Annotated in this window: 15 protein-coding genes; 7 read left to right on the top strand and 8 right to left on the bottom strand. The window is 70.8% G+C overall.

Translation table 11 applies throughout. The annotated features are described in order from the left end of the window. Positions 1-85: 85 nt before the first annotated feature. Both O7553_RS28110 and O7553_RS28105 read left to right on the top strand, forming a co-directional pair. Entirely contained in the window at positions 86-1339 is a 1254-nt protein-coding gene (locus tag O7553_RS28110; protein WP_281552561.1) for a histidine kinase, read from the top strand. Next, complete coding sequence (locus O7553_RS28105) at positions 1336-2091, top strand: LytTR family DNA-binding domain-containing protein (protein WP_278172503.1); 756 nt, start codon at positions 1336-1338, stop codon at positions 2089-2091. Before O7553_RS28110 ends, O7553_RS28105 begins: the two co-directional genes overlap by 4 nt. Before the next feature lie 22 nt (positions 2092-2113). On the opposite strand, the gene O7553_RS28100 is transcribed toward O7553_RS28105, so the two are convergent. After that, positions 2114-2515 (bottom strand): hypothetical protein, encoded by a 402-nt coding sequence (locus O7553_RS28100; RefSeq protein WP_281552560.1) that lies wholly within the window; start codon positions 2513-2515, stop codon positions 2114-2116. Between the two features lie 131 nt (positions 2516-2646). On the opposite strand from O7553_RS28100, the gene O7553_RS28095 reads away from it, so the two are divergent. The 3 genes from O7553_RS28095 to O7553_RS28085 all read left to right on the top strand — a co-directional run bounded on the left by O7553_RS28095 (position 2647) and on the right by O7553_RS28085 (position 5040). Further along, positions 2647-3993, top strand: coding sequence for an ABC transporter substrate-binding protein (locus O7553_RS28095; RefSeq protein WP_281552559.1), 1347 nt, complete (start codon positions 2647-2649; stop codon positions 3991-3993). 149 nt (positions 3994-4142) lie between these two features. Further along, a complete protein-coding gene (locus tag O7553_RS28090) occupies positions 4143-4712 on the top strand; it encodes a hypothetical protein (RefSeq protein WP_281552558.1) in 570 nt (189 codons plus the stop codon). 79 nt (positions 4713-4791) lie between these two features. Next, positions 4792-5040, top strand: coding sequence for a hypothetical protein (locus O7553_RS28085; RefSeq protein WP_278172509.1), 249 nt, complete (start codon positions 4792-4794; stop codon positions 5038-5040). A gap of 159 nt (positions 5041-5199) precedes the next feature. Here the strand turns inward: O7553_RS28085 and O7553_RS28080 are convergent, their stop codons facing one another. After that, on the bottom strand, positions 5200-5409 hold the full coding sequence (locus O7553_RS28080) for a BldC family transcriptional regulator (RefSeq protein WP_007073996.1): 210 nt from the start codon (positions 5407-5409) through the stop codon (positions 5200-5202). Positions 5410-5698: 289 nt separating this feature from the next. Continuing rightward, complete coding sequence (locus O7553_RS28075; protein ID WP_281552557.1) at positions 5699-6547, bottom strand: hypothetical protein; 849 nt, start codon at positions 6545-6547, stop codon at positions 5699-5701. A gap of 172 nt (positions 6548-6719) precedes the next feature. Here O7553_RS28075 and O7553_RS28070 point away from each other — a divergent pair, with 172 nt between their 5' ends. After that, the gene (locus O7553_RS28070; RefSeq protein ID WP_281552556.1) at positions 6720-7838 is read left to right on the top strand and encodes a Glu/Leu/Phe/Val dehydrogenase dimerization domain-containing protein; all 1119 of its coding nucleotides are present in this window, start codon (positions 6720-6722) and stop codon (positions 7836-7838) included. Positions 7839-8153: 315 nt separating this feature from the next. Further along, positions 8154-8375: a DUF3073 domain-containing protein gene (locus O7553_RS28065; protein ID WP_123606444.1), complete on the top strand. Its 222-nt coding sequence runs from the start codon at positions 8154-8156 to the stop codon at positions 8373-8375. 231 nt (positions 8376-8606) lie between these two features. Here O7553_RS28065 and amcA read toward each other — a convergent pair whose 3' ends face one another. The 5 genes from amcA to O7553_RS28040 form a co-directional block, all read right to left on the bottom strand. Next, positions 8607-8861: a multiple cyclophane-containing RiPP AmcA gene (gene amcA / locus O7553_RS28060; RefSeq protein WP_281552555.1), complete on the bottom strand. Its 255-nt coding sequence runs from the start codon at positions 8859-8861 to the stop codon at positions 8607-8609. Beyond that, positions 8833-9939 carry a cyclophane-forming radical SAM peptide maturase AmcB gene (amcB, locus tag O7553_RS28055; protein ID WP_281555782.1) on the bottom strand — a complete coding sequence of 369 codons (1107 nt, stop codon included), beginning with the start codon at positions 9937-9939 and terminating at the stop codon, positions 8833-8835. The genes amcA and amcB overlap by 29 nt, the downstream gene beginning before the upstream one ends. Before the next feature lie 190 nt (positions 9940-10129). After that, positions 10130-11176, bottom strand: a complete 1047-nt coding sequence (gene purM, locus O7553_RS28050; RefSeq protein ID WP_348650141.1) for a phosphoribosylformylglycinamidine cyclo-ligase — start codon at positions 11174-11176, stop codon at positions 10130-10132. A 227-nt stretch (positions 11177-11403) separates the two neighbouring features. After that, the gene (gene purF / locus O7553_RS28045; RefSeq protein ID WP_233606602.1) at positions 11404-12990 is read right to left on the bottom strand and encodes an amidophosphoribosyltransferase; all 1587 of its coding nucleotides are present in this window, start codon (positions 12988-12990) and stop codon (positions 11404-11406) included. A gap of 189 nt (positions 12991-13179) precedes the next feature. Beyond that, positions 13180-13494, bottom strand: a complete 315-nt coding sequence (locus tag O7553_RS28040) for a sterol carrier family protein (protein WP_281552553.1) — start codon at positions 13492-13494, stop codon at positions 13180-13182. Positions 13495-13501 lie beyond the last annotated feature (7 nt).

The following is a 13501-nucleotide window of genomic DNA, read 5'->3' as shown; positions in this document are numbered from 1 at the left end:
CCGTCGAAAGCGGGCAGCCGACCGCTGACCGACCGATCGTCGCCTTCCGCTTGGCAGCACCGCCGGTAGCGGACAAGATCTGTCCGTGGCGGCAAACCTATCCGCACCACTGGCGGTCCTGGCTCTGGTGACCGCGCTGGCCGCCGCGGTGTACGCGGTCGTCCGGCTGCGCGCCCGGCGCGGGATCGCCACCGCGACGCAGCGGGCGACGTACCAGGTCCTGCACACCGCCGGCCTGGCCGCCGAACCGCTGCGCAACGGACTGGGCGCAGCCGACGCGGCCAAGGCGGTCCGGCACCTGCGGGCACTGGTCGGCGCCCCGGGCGCGGCGCTGACCGGCAGCGAGGCGGTGCTCGCGTTCGACGGCCGCGGCCAGCACCACGCCGACCAGTTCACCGCCGCCGCCCAGCGGGCGTTCGACGCCGGCCGATCCCTCGTGCTGACCGCCCGGGACCTGCCCTGTGACCGGCCCGACTGTCTGGTGCGTGGGGCCGTCGTCGCCCCGCTCACCGGGCCGGACGACGGCGCCACCGTCGCGCTGGTCGCGGTGGTCGACGACGATCCGGCACCAGGGCTGGTGCAGGCGACCCTGGAGACCGCCCGGTGGGCCGGCAGCCAACTGGCGCTGGCCGAGCTGGACTCGTCGCGGGAACGGCTGGCCAGGGCCGAGGTGCGGGCACTGCGGGCGCAGATCAGCCCGCACTTCATCTACAACGCGCTGACCGCGATCGCGTCGTTCGTCCGCACCGACCCGGAACGGGCCCGGGATCTGATCCTGGAGTTCGCCGAGTTCACCCGCTACTCGTTCCGGGCGCACGGCGAGTTCACCACGCTGGCCGAGGAGCTGCGGTCGATCGACCGCTATCTGACCATCGAACGGGCCCGGTTCGGCGAACGGCTCCAGGTCCGGCTGCAGATCGCCCCGGAGGTGCTGCCGGTCCATCTGCCCTTCCTCTGCCTGCAGCCACTGGTGGAGAATGCGGTACGGCACGGGCTGTCCCGCAAACCTGGGCTCGGCACGGTCAGCATCGAGGCGCGCGACGCCGGGACCGAGTGCCACATCACCGTCGAGGACGACGGGGTGGGGATGGACCCGGCGGTGCTGACCGCCGGCGCCGACCCGGTACGTCGCGGCGCCGACCCGGCCGACGACGCCGGCCAGCACGTCGGCCTGTCGAACGTCGACGAACGGCTGCGCTCGGTCTTCGGCGACGAGTTCGGGCTGGTGGTGGAGACGGCGGTGGGAGCGGGTACGAAGGTGAGCATGCGGGTGCCGAAGTTCCACCCCGACGTACGACCTGGGGCGGGCGCGACCGGCCGGTGGGAGGTGCTGTCGTGACCCCGTTCCTCCGGGTGCTCGCGGTGGACGACGAACCCCCCGCCCTCGACGAACTGGCGTACCTGCTGCGGGCCGACCCCCGGGTGGCCCGGCTGCACACCGCCGCCGACGCCACCGAGGCGCTGCGGGTGCTGCGCGACACCGACGTCGACGCCGTCTTCCTCGACATCCGGATGCCCGGGCTGGACGGTATGGAGCTGGCCCGGGTGCTGCGCCGGTTCGCCCGGCCACCGGCGATCGTCTTCGTCACCGCGTACGACGACGCCGCGGTCGACGCCTTCGACCTCGGTGTCACCGACTACGTCCGCAAGCCGGTACGCGCGGAGCGGCTGGCCGAGTCGGTCCGCCGGGTGCTGACCGCCCGGGTGGTGCCGACCCATCCGGCGGCAATCGCCCGCAACGAGGAGGACCCGGCGATCCCGGTGGAGCTGGCCGGGACCACCCGGATGCTGCCCCGGTCGGCGGTGCGCTGGGTGGAGGCGCAGGGCGACTACGCCCGGCTGCACACGGCCGACGGCTCGCACCTGGTCCGGGTGCCGCTGGCCACCCTCGGCGAACGCTGGGCCGACGCCGGCTTCGTCCGCATCCACCGGTCGTTCCTGGTCCAGCTCCGGCTGATCACCGAGCTGCGGCTGGCCAACTCCGGGTACGTGGTGGTGATCGACGGCACCGAGCTGCCGGTCTCCCGACGACACACCCGGGAACTGAAGGACAAGCTGGTCCGGGCGGCCAAACACGACTGGAGCAGGTGACCGACGGCCAACCGGGCTCCCGTTAGGCGGCCCGGCGGCGGCGCAGTGTGGCGACCGCCGACCCGGCCAGTGTGAGCAGGCACTCAGGCAGCTGCCCGTCGGCCAGCGCGGCACCGAACAGCGCCTCCCCGGTCGAGTCGTCCGAGTTGGCGTACGCGCTGATGAACCTGGCCACCCACCGCGCGTCATAGCCCGCCTCGTCGATGCCGGGAAAGTCGAGGGCCCAGCCGCCGGCCGGTACGTCGTCGCCGACCATCGTCGCGGCCAGGCACCACGCGACGTCGTACGCCCCGGTGACCCCGCTGCGGTCCACCACCGCGTCGAAGACATCCGCTACGCCGTCGCTGTCACCGGCCAGGGCGGAGCGCAGGATCTCAGCAGCGTCGGTGAACGCCTCGTCGGCCCCATCGCGTCGGTCGGTCATGAGCCGAAGGGTAGGCGGCGAGGTCAAGGCGCCGGCCGGGTCGCCGTCACCGGCAGGACGGCCGACATCGCGTTCCAGCCGAGGAGGCGCTAAGGTGCCCTGCGGACCTTCGGCCGATGGAGGACGTCCCCATGCTCGTGTCACGCGGCTCCCGCACCGCCGCCCTGGCGTTCTGCGCAATCCTGCTGGTCGGCGCGGCGGGCTGCGCCGAACCGGCGGCCACCGAGGAGTCCCAGGTCAACTCGGTGCGGCTGTACGGCACCGACGGCAACATGAGCAACTCTTTCCGTGATGGCTTCGAAGGACAGACCGCGCTGCTGTCCGGGATGAAGGGCACCAGCCCGCTCACCCCGCTGTCGGACGACTTCATCAGCAGGCTGCGCACGGTCGACCGGCAACTCACCGACTTCCTGTACGCCGGCGAGGCGTACGACGCGGTGGTGATCAGCGCGCTCGCCACCCAGTTGGCCGGCAGCACCGACCCGACCGACATCGCCGCCCAGATCAACGGGGTGACCACCGGCGGTGAGCAGTGCGACGTCGTCGCAGTGTGCCTGGAGCTGGCCCGGGACGGGACGGACATCGCCTACCGGGGGGTCTCCCTGAAACGGGGTGGCTTCACCGACGTCGGTGAGCCGTCCACCGCCAGCTACGCCACCCTGCACTTCGACGGCGACGGCCAGATCAACGACGGCAAGACCGAGTTCGTCGGCGCCGGTGACGAGTCGACGACCACAACGGCCGCGCCGCCACCGGCCGAGCCGGAGACCTTCGCCACCCGCGCCGAGGCACCGCTGAAGCTGGGCGGCCTGCTGCCGCGCACCGGCGACCTGGCGTTGGCGTACCCGCCGTTGGCGGCCGGCGCGGCGCTCGCGGTCCGGGAGATCAACGAGTCCGGCGGGGTGCTCGGTGAGCCGGTCGAGTGGTTCGACGGCGACGACGGGACCAACCCGGATGTGGCCCGCCGGACAGTTGCCGGGCACGTCGACGAAGGGGTACACGTCATCATCGGCGCCGGTGCGTCCGGCGTCTCTCGCGAGGTGCTACCGGACGTGGCAGCCGCCGGGCTGATCCTGTTCTCGCCCAGCAACACCGACGCCGGGCTGAGCGAGGTCGACGACCAGGGGCTGTACTTTCGTACCGCGCCGTCGGACCTGCTGCAGGGGCGGGCGCTCGCCGACGTGATCCTGCGGGACGGGTCGCAGCGGATCGCGCTGGTGGCCCGCAAGGACTCGTACGGTGAGGGCCTGCAGGAGAACGTCCGGGCGGAGCTGGACCGGGCCGGGGTCGGACCGGACCGGCTCAAGCTGCTCAGCTACGAGCCGCCGGCCGGGGCGGACGCGCCGCCGGTGAACTTCGACAGCGAAGCCCAGGAGATCAAGGCGTTCGGCGCGGACGCGGTCCTGATCATCGGTTTCGCCGAGTCGGCCGAGGTGATCAAGTCGCTGGCTGCGGCCGGGCTGCCGATCGCCGAGTAGGACCCGCCCGGTAGCAGATCAGGCCGGCGGTCGCCAGGCCCCCGCCGGCCGGTCCGCCCAGCTGGCACTTTCTCGGGATCACAGGCAGGTTGCCGCTGCGTACGGTTCCTTTGTCAGCAGCCAGGACGATCTGCGGAAGAGGCGGCAGGATGAGTGAGTGGGTCGATCCGGCCCTCGGTGACGGGGCGGTCGAAGCGGAACAGGGACTGGGCCCGAGCGGCGACCCGGGCCACGACGATGCCGGCTACGAGCCGTACGGCGACGGTCCTTACAGCAGCGGGTCGTACACGATAGTCCAGCACAATCTTGACGGCTCCACCGACGTGCTGGTCGACCGGGACGGGGACGGCCTCGCCGACGTGGTCCTGCACGACAGCGACGGCGACGGGCTGGCGGAGCTCGCGTACGTCGACGGAGACGGGGACGGTCGGTTGGAGAGCATGCTGCGCGACTTCGACGGCGACGGGCGGGTCGACGAGGTCGGCACGGACACCAACGGCGACGGCTGGATCGACGCCGTCGCCACCGACACCGACGGGGACGGTCTGATCGACCAGGTGGCGGCCGACACCGATCACGACGGCCGGACGGACACCTGGGTCCAGGACACTGACTTCGACGGCCGGGCGGACCAGACGCTGCGCGACGCCGACCAGGACGGCGTGCCGGAGACGGTGACCTACCTGCACCCGACGGTCAACCCCTACGCGGCGAGGTGAGGCCGGGTCGCGACCGGCCGGATGGCACCCTACTGTCGACATCCGCAGCTGTTGTGACTGAGTGATGGAGGGACCTGGGATGACCGAGGCACAGGAGTCGGTGGAGACGCGCGGTGATGATCGCGTCGATCTACTCAAGGCCGACACCAACAACGACGGACAGACCGACGTCTGGGTGGTCGACACCGACGGCGACGGCAAGGCCGACATGTACCAGTTCGACACCGACGGGGACGGCAAGGTCGACATCACCATGGTCGATCTGGACGAGGACGGCACCCCGGACGAGGTGGTCGACGGCGACGGCGGACACCCGCCGGCGAGCTGAGTGCGGTACGCGTCGTGACGACAGCGGCCCGGCGGATCTCCGCCGGGCCGCTGTCGACGTTGTGCACGTCGACGTTCGTGAAACAAGGGGCGGTGACCCCGGACGAGCCGGGGTCACCGCCCCTTGGCGTAGCCGATGTCAGCCACTTGGAGAGGCCAGTCAATCACCCTGCCGCTGCTGGGGAATCTGCCCCTGCAGCAGGGCACGTACTTCCGACTCCCGGTATCGGCGGTGGCCGCCCAACGTCCGTATGGCGCTGAGCTTGCCGGCCTTCGCCCACCGGGTGACGGTTTTCGGGTCGACTCGGAACATCGACGCCACCTCGGCCGGCGTGAGCAACGGCTCTGGTTCGTGCGTACGCGATGCCATCAGTCACTCCTCCACAGTGCTATAGACATCGGCCGGGGTCCCGCCGGCCGACGCGTCTCCCATGGTCCGGCTAGTCCCCGATGTCCGACATGGGCCGAACGGCCGAACGTCCTTGGATGGACGGATGAGCAATGACCGATTTTTATCCTTTTCTTATGACAGAACATACCATAATCGGACTCTTGATCACCGGTCGTGAACGGGTGATTACGAAACTTATTCAGGATTCGCGGAAAAATCTGCGCCTAGTACCCGGTGATTGAATCTGATTCGCCCCTTTTGGCGACTACTAGTTGCAGCGCTCCAGTAGCTGAACGGCACGCCACCGGGCAACCAGCTTCTCGTACGCCTCGCCGGCCGCCTCGGCATCGCCCCGACCGAGCGCCGCCAACCCGGCGCTCACCAGACCCGGCGAATCGTCGGCCTCCAGCGTCTCGTCCGGCAGCAGACGCACCAACCCACCGTAGTCAAGCTCCACCACCGACCGCGGATGGAACTCCTCGAGCCAGCGGGCACTCTCCTCCACCGCCTCGGTGATCGGCGCATCCCCCACCGACTTGCGCAACACCGACAGTCCGCGCGACGCCCGACGACGGGCCTTGGAGATCTCGGTCCGGTAGCGCAGCGCCCGGCGCGCCCCGGCGACGATCAGGTCACGCTCGGCCAGGTCCACGAAGACGAACCACCGCAACGGCACCCCCCAGGTGGCGGCCTGCTCGTGCACCCGCGGTACCCCGTGCTCCAGCACCCGGGCACCGCTGCGCCAGTCGTCGATCACCGCCCTGGCCTGACCGGCCAGTACCGGCGGGACGAACGCGTCGGCCAGCACCGACGGGACACCGTCGCGCGCGCTCAACGCTGCCTCCGCCACCCGCACCCGCAGATTCCACGGGCAGACCAGCAGCGTGTCGTCCGACTCCAGCACGTACGCCTCGTCCGGCAGGTCGGGCAGCCGGGTCCAGCCCGCGCCGAGCGCCTCAATCACCGCCGTCCGCTGCCGGCCCGGCCCTTCCAGCGGGCCGACCGCGCGACCCTCCCGCACGTATCGGCGCCAGTAGACCTGTCGCTCGCGGTCGAACGCGGCCAGCGGCTCGTACACCCGCAGGTATGAGGCGAAGGAAGCGAAGAGGGACGGCACGGCGCGATCCTCCCACGAAACCGCACGACACCGCCCCCGCCGGGGGCAAACACCCCCGCAGCGGGCTGGTCCGTCGCGCTGCGGCCGATACTAGGCTCAAGCCAGCAGGGCTCACCGGCCCGGCGCACCGGACGCACCTCACGAGGGTGCCGACACCGTCTCAGGAGCAGACATGGGCGTCTTCACCACCACTGCCGGCCCCGGCACCGCCACCGGGCACGAACAGGTCGTCTTCTGCCAGGACCAGCCGACCGGGCTGCGAGCGATCATCGCCATCTACTCGACCGCGCTCGGGCCGGCGCTCGGCGGCACCCGTTTCTACCCGTACGCCTCCGAAGCCGACGCCCTGCACGACGTGCTGGACCTGTCCCGGGGGATGGCCTACAAGAACGCGATGGCCGGACTCGACCTGGGTGGTGGCAAAGCGGTCATCTGGGGCGATCCGGAGCAGCTCAAGACCGAGGCACTGCTGCGCGCGTACGGCCGGTTCGTCGAATCGCTCGGCGGGCGCTACTACACCGCCTGCGACGTCGGCACCTTCGTGCCGGACATGGACGTCGTGGCCCGGGAGACCCGGTTCGCCACCGGGCGCAGCCGTGCGCAGGGCGGGGCCGGTGACTCCTCCGAGCTCACCGCCTGGGGGGTGTTCCAGGGCATGCGCGCCGCCGCCGAGCACCGGTGGGGTTCGGCCAGTCTCGCCGGCCGGCGGGTCGGCATCGCCGGGCTCGGCAAGGTGGGCCGGCAGTTGACCGGGCATCTACTCGACGACGGTGCCGCGGTGATGGCCACCGACGTCAGCGAACAGGCCCTGGACTGGGCCCGGCGCACCCACCCGCAGGTGGACCTGGTGGACGACACCGACGTGCTGATCCGCCAGGAGATCGACGTCTACGCGCCCTGCGCGCTCGGCGGGGCGCTCGACGACGACACTGTGCCGGCGCTGCGGGCCGCAATCGTCGCCGGGGCTGCCAACAACCAGTTGGCCCACCCCGGCGTCGAGAAGCTGCTCGCCGAGCGAGGCATCCTCTACGCCCCGGACTACGTCGTCAACGCCGGCGGGGTGATCCAGGTGGCCGACGAGGTGACCGGGGCCACGACACCGTCGGCCAACGGCCGGTACGGGTTCGACTTCGACCGGGCCAAGGCGCGGGCGACGCGCATCTACCAGACCACTCGGGAGATCCTGCGCAGCGCCGACCGGGAGGGCGTGCCGCCGGCGGTGGCGGCCGACCGGCTCGCTGAACGCCGGATGGCCGAGGTTGGTCGGCTGCGCGCGATCCATCTCCGGTGAGCCGCCACCCCTGAGCAGCGCCGTCCTGGGAGCAGACCCGCCGGTCCGGTCGGGTGGCCGTCACCGCGCGTGTGGAGAATCACCCGTACGGGTCACGAGCGGCGGGGATCGGGCTCCTTACCTCCCAGCTGCCCGTGACGGACCCCGCTGCTGCCCGTGACGACGTCGGCCGCCGATGACGCGCGGGAGCGACCCGATGCAACCCGAGGTGCCGAACCTGGGTTCGCCCATGTACCGTAAGAGCCACGAGAGATGCCTGACGTCATCGGGGCCCGCCTTCGGGCTGCCCCGAATTCTGTGCGAGGGGGTCGAGCCATGGGGCGCGGCCGTGCTAAGGCCAAGCAGACAAAGGTGGCCAGGGAGCTGAAATACCACTCCCCGAACACCGACCTCGCCGCCTTGCAGCGAGAGCTCGCCGGCAGCGGCAAGTCGGACCGTGATTTCGACGACGAGTACGATCCGTACCTCGACGACGATGACGAGGACGACCCAGCCGACGACGACCGGGGTAACTGGACACCCTCTTCGTCCCGCTGAGGGTCCGACTGATCAGAGCACGCGGTCAGTGTCCGCGTGCTGATTCGTGTCGACGAGGACTCCGGCCCGGCTGGTCGCCGTACGTGTGTCGGAATGCCACCATCCGGTGGTGCGTACCCCAAGACGGGGTAGGCACCACCGGATGTCCATCGGCACGCGGGGCGGCTGGTGCGTCCGCCATGTCCGCGTACGGGGGCCGGTCAGGGCGGTCGACGAAACCGGTTGAAGCGGTCAACGGGGGCGGTTGTTCCAGTTGTAGAAGGTCGGAATGTTCTCGAAGTGGTTCCAGGCGCAGACCGCGCCGTCGGCACCGTCCGCCTCGGCGCGCCGCCGCCGGGCCTGATCCGCTTCGGCGAGCAGCAGTGCCAGACCGTCCCGGACGGCGTACACCCGGTCCGCCACCTGATCGTCGCCACCTGCTTCGGCGACGGTGGCGCCCGGGGCTGCACCGACCGGTTCAGGCCGCTGCCGGCTGGTCTCTGGCATGGGCCAACACTCCCTCCAGTAGATGGATCTTGCTGTTACGGCAGTGGTTGGTCTCCGTACCATCAAAACGCCCGTGTTCGAAGTAACGGTTGGCAGCGTGACCACCTCCGCAGAACCGGAAGTACGGACAGGTGGTCCGGCATGCCTCGACGCCCGCCACGAACTCGGTGACCCAGGGTGTCCGTTCCGGCGTGGCGAGGATCTCGGCCAGCCCACTGGTCAGCACGTTTCCGCTGGTGAAGTCCCCGTACCGGGGGTCGGAAAAGCCGGCCAGCTCCGGCGAGAGCAGCACCACCGACCCGTCGTACCCGATGGTGGGGATCGGGTCGAGCTGGCGGGGCAGCACCTCGTCGGCCGTGCCGTCGAGCACGGCCGCCGCGTACCGCAGTGACCATTCCACCTCGCGCAGATGGATCCGCGGTGCCCGCCGCCAGGCTCCGACCAGTTCCGCCCAGAAGCCGGCGACGGCCCGGTCCGGCCAGCGGTTCGGCCGGACGTTCACGCCCTCCGTCTCCTCGATGTTGATGCCCAGCACGTCGCAGCCGAGGCCGAGGAAGAAGCGGTACAGCTCGGTGGCCAGGCCAGGGCTCGGGTCGCTGACCACGCAGAGCGCCGAGAATTCGATCCCATGCCGGCGTAGCGCTTCGACACCGCTCCGGATCTGGTCGTAAGCGGGCCGACCACCCCGGGTGTGCCGGCTGTCGTTACGCGCCCGCGGACCGTCGACGCTGACGCTGACCCTCACCCGGTACTCGCGGAAGAACTCACACCAGGGGTCGTCGATCAAGGTCGCGTTGGTCTGCACGTGGTGCTCCACGTCGGCGCTGAACGGGCGGATCAGCGCCGCCAGATGGTCCGGCCCGGCGGCCAGCGGCTCACCACCGTGCCAGACCACCGAGAACCGGCGTCCCCGCTGCGCCGCCCAGACGTTCACCGGCCGGGCGACAGCCTCGGCCACGGCGACCGGCATCCGCCGGTTGGCCGCCCGCAACGGCAGGTAGCAGTAGCTGCAGTCCAGGTTGCACAGCGTGGTGGGCTGCATGACGACGTAGCTCGGGACGGTCGCCACGCCGCGCATGCCGGTGGGGGCCGGCCGCTCCCCACCGGCCGGGTCCTGCCGGGTTTCGGCCCTGCTCATCCCCATCCTCCTGCCTGTGACGGATGCCGTTTCAGGCTAGGTGTCGGGGTCTGCCGAGGTGAATCGGCGGTACGGCCCGCCGGGACGCGGCGGCGACGGCCCGCCCGGATGACGCGGCAGCGGCCCGCCGTCAGCCCCGGGTGTGGTGGCCGACCATCTGTACGGTGCCGCTGCCCTCGATGATGTCGCCGGCCTGCCAGGCCTCGATGCCGCTGCCGGTCAGGCAGGCGAGCGCCCGGTCGGCGTCCTGGGCTGAGACGATGGCGAACATGCCGACGCCCATGTTGAACGTCGACTCCATCTCGTTGTCCTCGATCCGCCCCTTCGCCTGCACCAGATCGAAGATCGGCTGCGGCCTCCAGGTGGCGCGGTTGACCAGCGCGTCGACGTGCTCAGGGAGGATCCGCACCAGGTTTCCGGGGATGCCACCGCCGGTCACGTGGGCCAGGGCCCGGACCTCGCACTCCTCGATCAGCTTCAGGCAGTCCCGGGCGTAGATCTTGGTCGGGGTGAGCAGCTCCTCACCCAGGGTCCGCTGCCGGCCGAAGTCGTCGACCACCGTGTCCAGCCGCATCCGACCGGCACCGAGCAGCACGTGGCGGACCAGCGAGTAGCCGTTGGAGTGCAGGCCCGAGGAGCGCATCGCGATCACCACGTCGCCCACCTCGACGCGGTCCCGGCCGAGGATCTCGCTCTCCTCGACCACGCCGACGCCGGTCGCGGAGACGTCGTACTCGTCCGGCCGCAGCACCCCGGGGTGTTCGGCGGTCTCGCCGCCGAGCAGTGCGCAACCGGCGTACCGGCAGCCGTCGGAGATGCCGGCGCCGATCTCGGCGACCTTGTCCGGCACGACCTCGCCGCAGGCGATGTAGTCGAGCAGGAACAGCGGCTCCGCCCCACAGGCGACCAGGTCGTCGACCACCATCGCGACCAGGTCGATGCCGACCGTGTCGTGGATGTTCATCTGTTGGGCGATGACCAGCTTGGTGCCCACCCCGTCCGTCGACGAGGCCAGGATCGGGTGCCGGTACTTCTGCACGTCGAGCCGGAAGAGCCCGGCGAAGCCGCCGATGTCGCCCATCACCTCGGGCCGGGTCGTCTTGTGCACCTTCGACTTGAGCAGCTCGACGGCGCGCTCACCGGCGTGGATGGAGACGCCGGCGTCCGCGTACGTCACCGTGCGTTTGCGGCCGGACCGGCCGGCGCTGGCCGTCCACGGCTGGCGGTTGACCGTCCGGGCGCCGGAGTCGTCGGCGGGCGGGCCGACGTCCGCGCTGCCGCGCTCAGTCACGTGCGTCACGGTTCTCCCCTTTGTGCTTCTCGCGGCGAAGCCGCGTCGGGTAGCTGTCGAGGATCGCTCGACTCGGGCTGCCGGTCGGACGGCCGAGGCCGGTCCGGCCGGTGCTACGGGCGGTGCAGGGCCTCGGGGCCGCCAGTGCTGACAGCGAACCGTTGAGCGCCCGGGCCGGTCCGGTCGCCGCCGGCCTGATAGTCCTGCTCGGTGATGTCCCCCGGATGGCCGACCCCGCCAGCGACCCGGCGGTCCACACCTTCGAGCACGTGCTTGCCGATCAGATTGCCAGCTGGCAACTCGATCGGGTACTCCCCATCGAAACATGCCCGACACAATCGTGTCTTCGGCTGCTCGGTTGCCGCTATCAGACCGGCAAGCGATACATAACCGAGAGTATCCGCACCGATGGACCGGCGTATACCCTCAGTGTCCAGCCCGTTGGCCAGCAGCTCAGCCCGGGTGGCGAAGTCGATGCCGTAGAAGCACGGCCAGCTCACCGGCGGCGACGAGATGCGTACGTGCACCTCCAGGGCACCCGCCTCGCGCAGCATCCGCACAATCGCCCGCTGGGTGTTGCCCCGCACGATCGAATCGTCGACCACCACCAGGCGCTTGCCGCGGACGTTCTCGCGCAGCGGGTTGAGTTTCAACCGGATGCCGAGCTGGCGCAGCGTCTGGGAGGGCTGGATGAACGTACGGCCGACGTACGAGTTCTTCATCAGGCCGGCGCCGTAGGTGATGCCGGACTGCTCGGCGTAGCCGATCGCGGCCGGCGTGCCCGACTCCGGCACCGGGATCACCAGGTCCGCCTCGACCGGGTGCTCCCGGGCCAGGCGGCGGCCGATCTGCACCCGGGCGGCGTGCACGTTGCGCCCGGCGATGGTGGTGTCCGGGCGGGCGATGTACACGTACTCGAACAGGCAGCCCTTCGGCTCCGGCGGGGCGAACCGGGCCGACCGGAGCCCGTGTTCGTCGATGGCGATCAGCTCGCCTGGCTCCACCTCGCGGACCACGGTGGCGCCGACGATGTCCAGCGCGGCGGTCTCACTGGCGACCACCCAGCCCCGCTCCAGCCGGCCGAGCACCAGGGGCCGGACGCCGTGCGGGTCACGCGCCGCGTACAGCGTGGTTTCGTCCATGAAGACGAAGCTGAACGCGCCCCGCAGGGTCGGCAGCACCTCCAGCGCCGCGGCCTCGACCGACAGGTCCGGGCGGCTGGCCAGCAGGCTGGTGACCAGGGCGGTGTCCGAGGTCGAGCCGTCGCCGGACAGCCCTCGGTCGACCACCTCGCGGGCGAGCTCCGCGGTGTTGACCAGGTTGCCGTTGTGCGCCAGGGCGATCGTCGTGCCGGCGCTGGTCGCCTTGATCGTCGGCTGGGCATTCTCCCACGTCGAGCCACCGGTGGTGGAGTAGCGCGCATGCCCGATGGCGAGGTGGCCGCGCAGGCTGGCCAGGGTCGGCTCGTCGAAGACCTGGGCCACCAGGCCGAGATCCTTGTAGACCACCACGCCGGAGCCGTCACTCACCGCGATCCCAGCGGCTTCCTGGCCCCGGTGCTGCAGGGCGTAGAGACCGAAGTAGCTGAGCTTCGCGACCTCTTCCCCCGGTGCCCACACACCGAACACGCCACATGCATCCTGCGGACCGGGTCGTTGGGGATCAAGATCGTGACTCAACCGGCCGTCGCCTCGAGGCACCTGCCGCTCCCTCGTACTGGTCCGCACTGACGCCTGGCCTGCACGTGGCCTGCACGCCTCAGCGCGGGGTGTCACCGGAATACCGTCGCCGAACAGTGTACGCGAGGTTCCGGTTGGCCCAGAGTGCTCCATTTGGCCCCACACCTGCCGGGTGACCGTCGCAGCCGGCCGCCAGATCGCCGGCCTGCCTCACAGCGGCAGGTACGGCGATATATCGGCCCTCGGACCACTCGCGGAGATTTGTCCGTTCGCCATGGCCGAGGCCCAGTCGAGGTCGCCGCTCGCCAGGAGCACCCAGGTCACCGGGTCGATCTCCACCACGTTCGCGGGCGTGCCGCGGGTGTGTCGCGGCCCGGCTACACACTGAATTGCACCGTAAGGTGGGACACGGACCTCCACCGATCGGCCCGGCGCTCGCTCGGCCAGCGCCGCCAACAGCAAGCGGACCGCGTCGCGCAGCTGCACACGGGCAGGGACGGCACCGGACGCAAGGGCGTCCCGCACGGCGGCG

Source organism: Solwaraspora sp. WMMA2059 (assembly GCF_027497315.1).
GTDB lineage: Bacteria > Actinomycetota > Actinomycetes > Mycobacteriales > Micromonosporaceae > Micromonospora_E.
Note: the sequence above shows the minus strand (reverse complement) of the source record. Positions and strands in the feature narration are given on the sequence as shown.

Coding starts and splice junctions, on each gene's coding strand:
- O7553_RS28100 (WP_281552560.1), bottom strand. CDS start 2,515: ATGACCGACCGACGCGATGGGGCCGACGAGGCGTTCACCGACGCTGCT.
- O7553_RS28095 (WP_281552559.1), top strand. CDS start 2,647: ATGCTCGTGTCACGCGGCTCCCGCACCGCCGCCCTGGCGTTCTGCGCA.
- O7553_RS28090 (WP_281552558.1), top strand. CDS start 4,143: ATGAGTGAGTGGGTCGATCCGGCCCTCGGTGACGGGGCGGTCGAAGCG.
- O7553_RS28085 (WP_278172509.1), top strand. CDS start 4,792: ATGACCGAGGCACAGGAGTCGGTGGAGACGCGCGGTGATGATCGCGTC.
- O7553_RS28080 (WP_007073996.1), bottom strand. CDS start 5,409: ATGGCATCGCGTACGCACGAACCAGAGCCGTTGCTCACGCCGGCCGAG.
- O7553_RS28070 (WP_281552556.1), top strand. CDS start 6,720: ATGGGCGTCTTCACCACCACTGCCGGCCCCGGCACCGCCACCGGGCAC.
- O7553_RS28065 (WP_123606444.1), top strand. CDS start 8,154: ATGGGGCGCGGCCGTGCTAAGGCCAAGCAGACAAAGGTGGCCAGGGAG.
- amcA (WP_281552555.1), bottom strand. CDS start 8,861: ATGCCAGAGACCAGCCGGCAGCGGCCTGAACCGGTCGGTGCAGCCCCG.
- amcB (WP_281555782.1), bottom strand. CDS start 9,939: ATGCGCGGCGTGGCGACCGTCCCGAGCTACGTCGTCATGCAGCCCACC.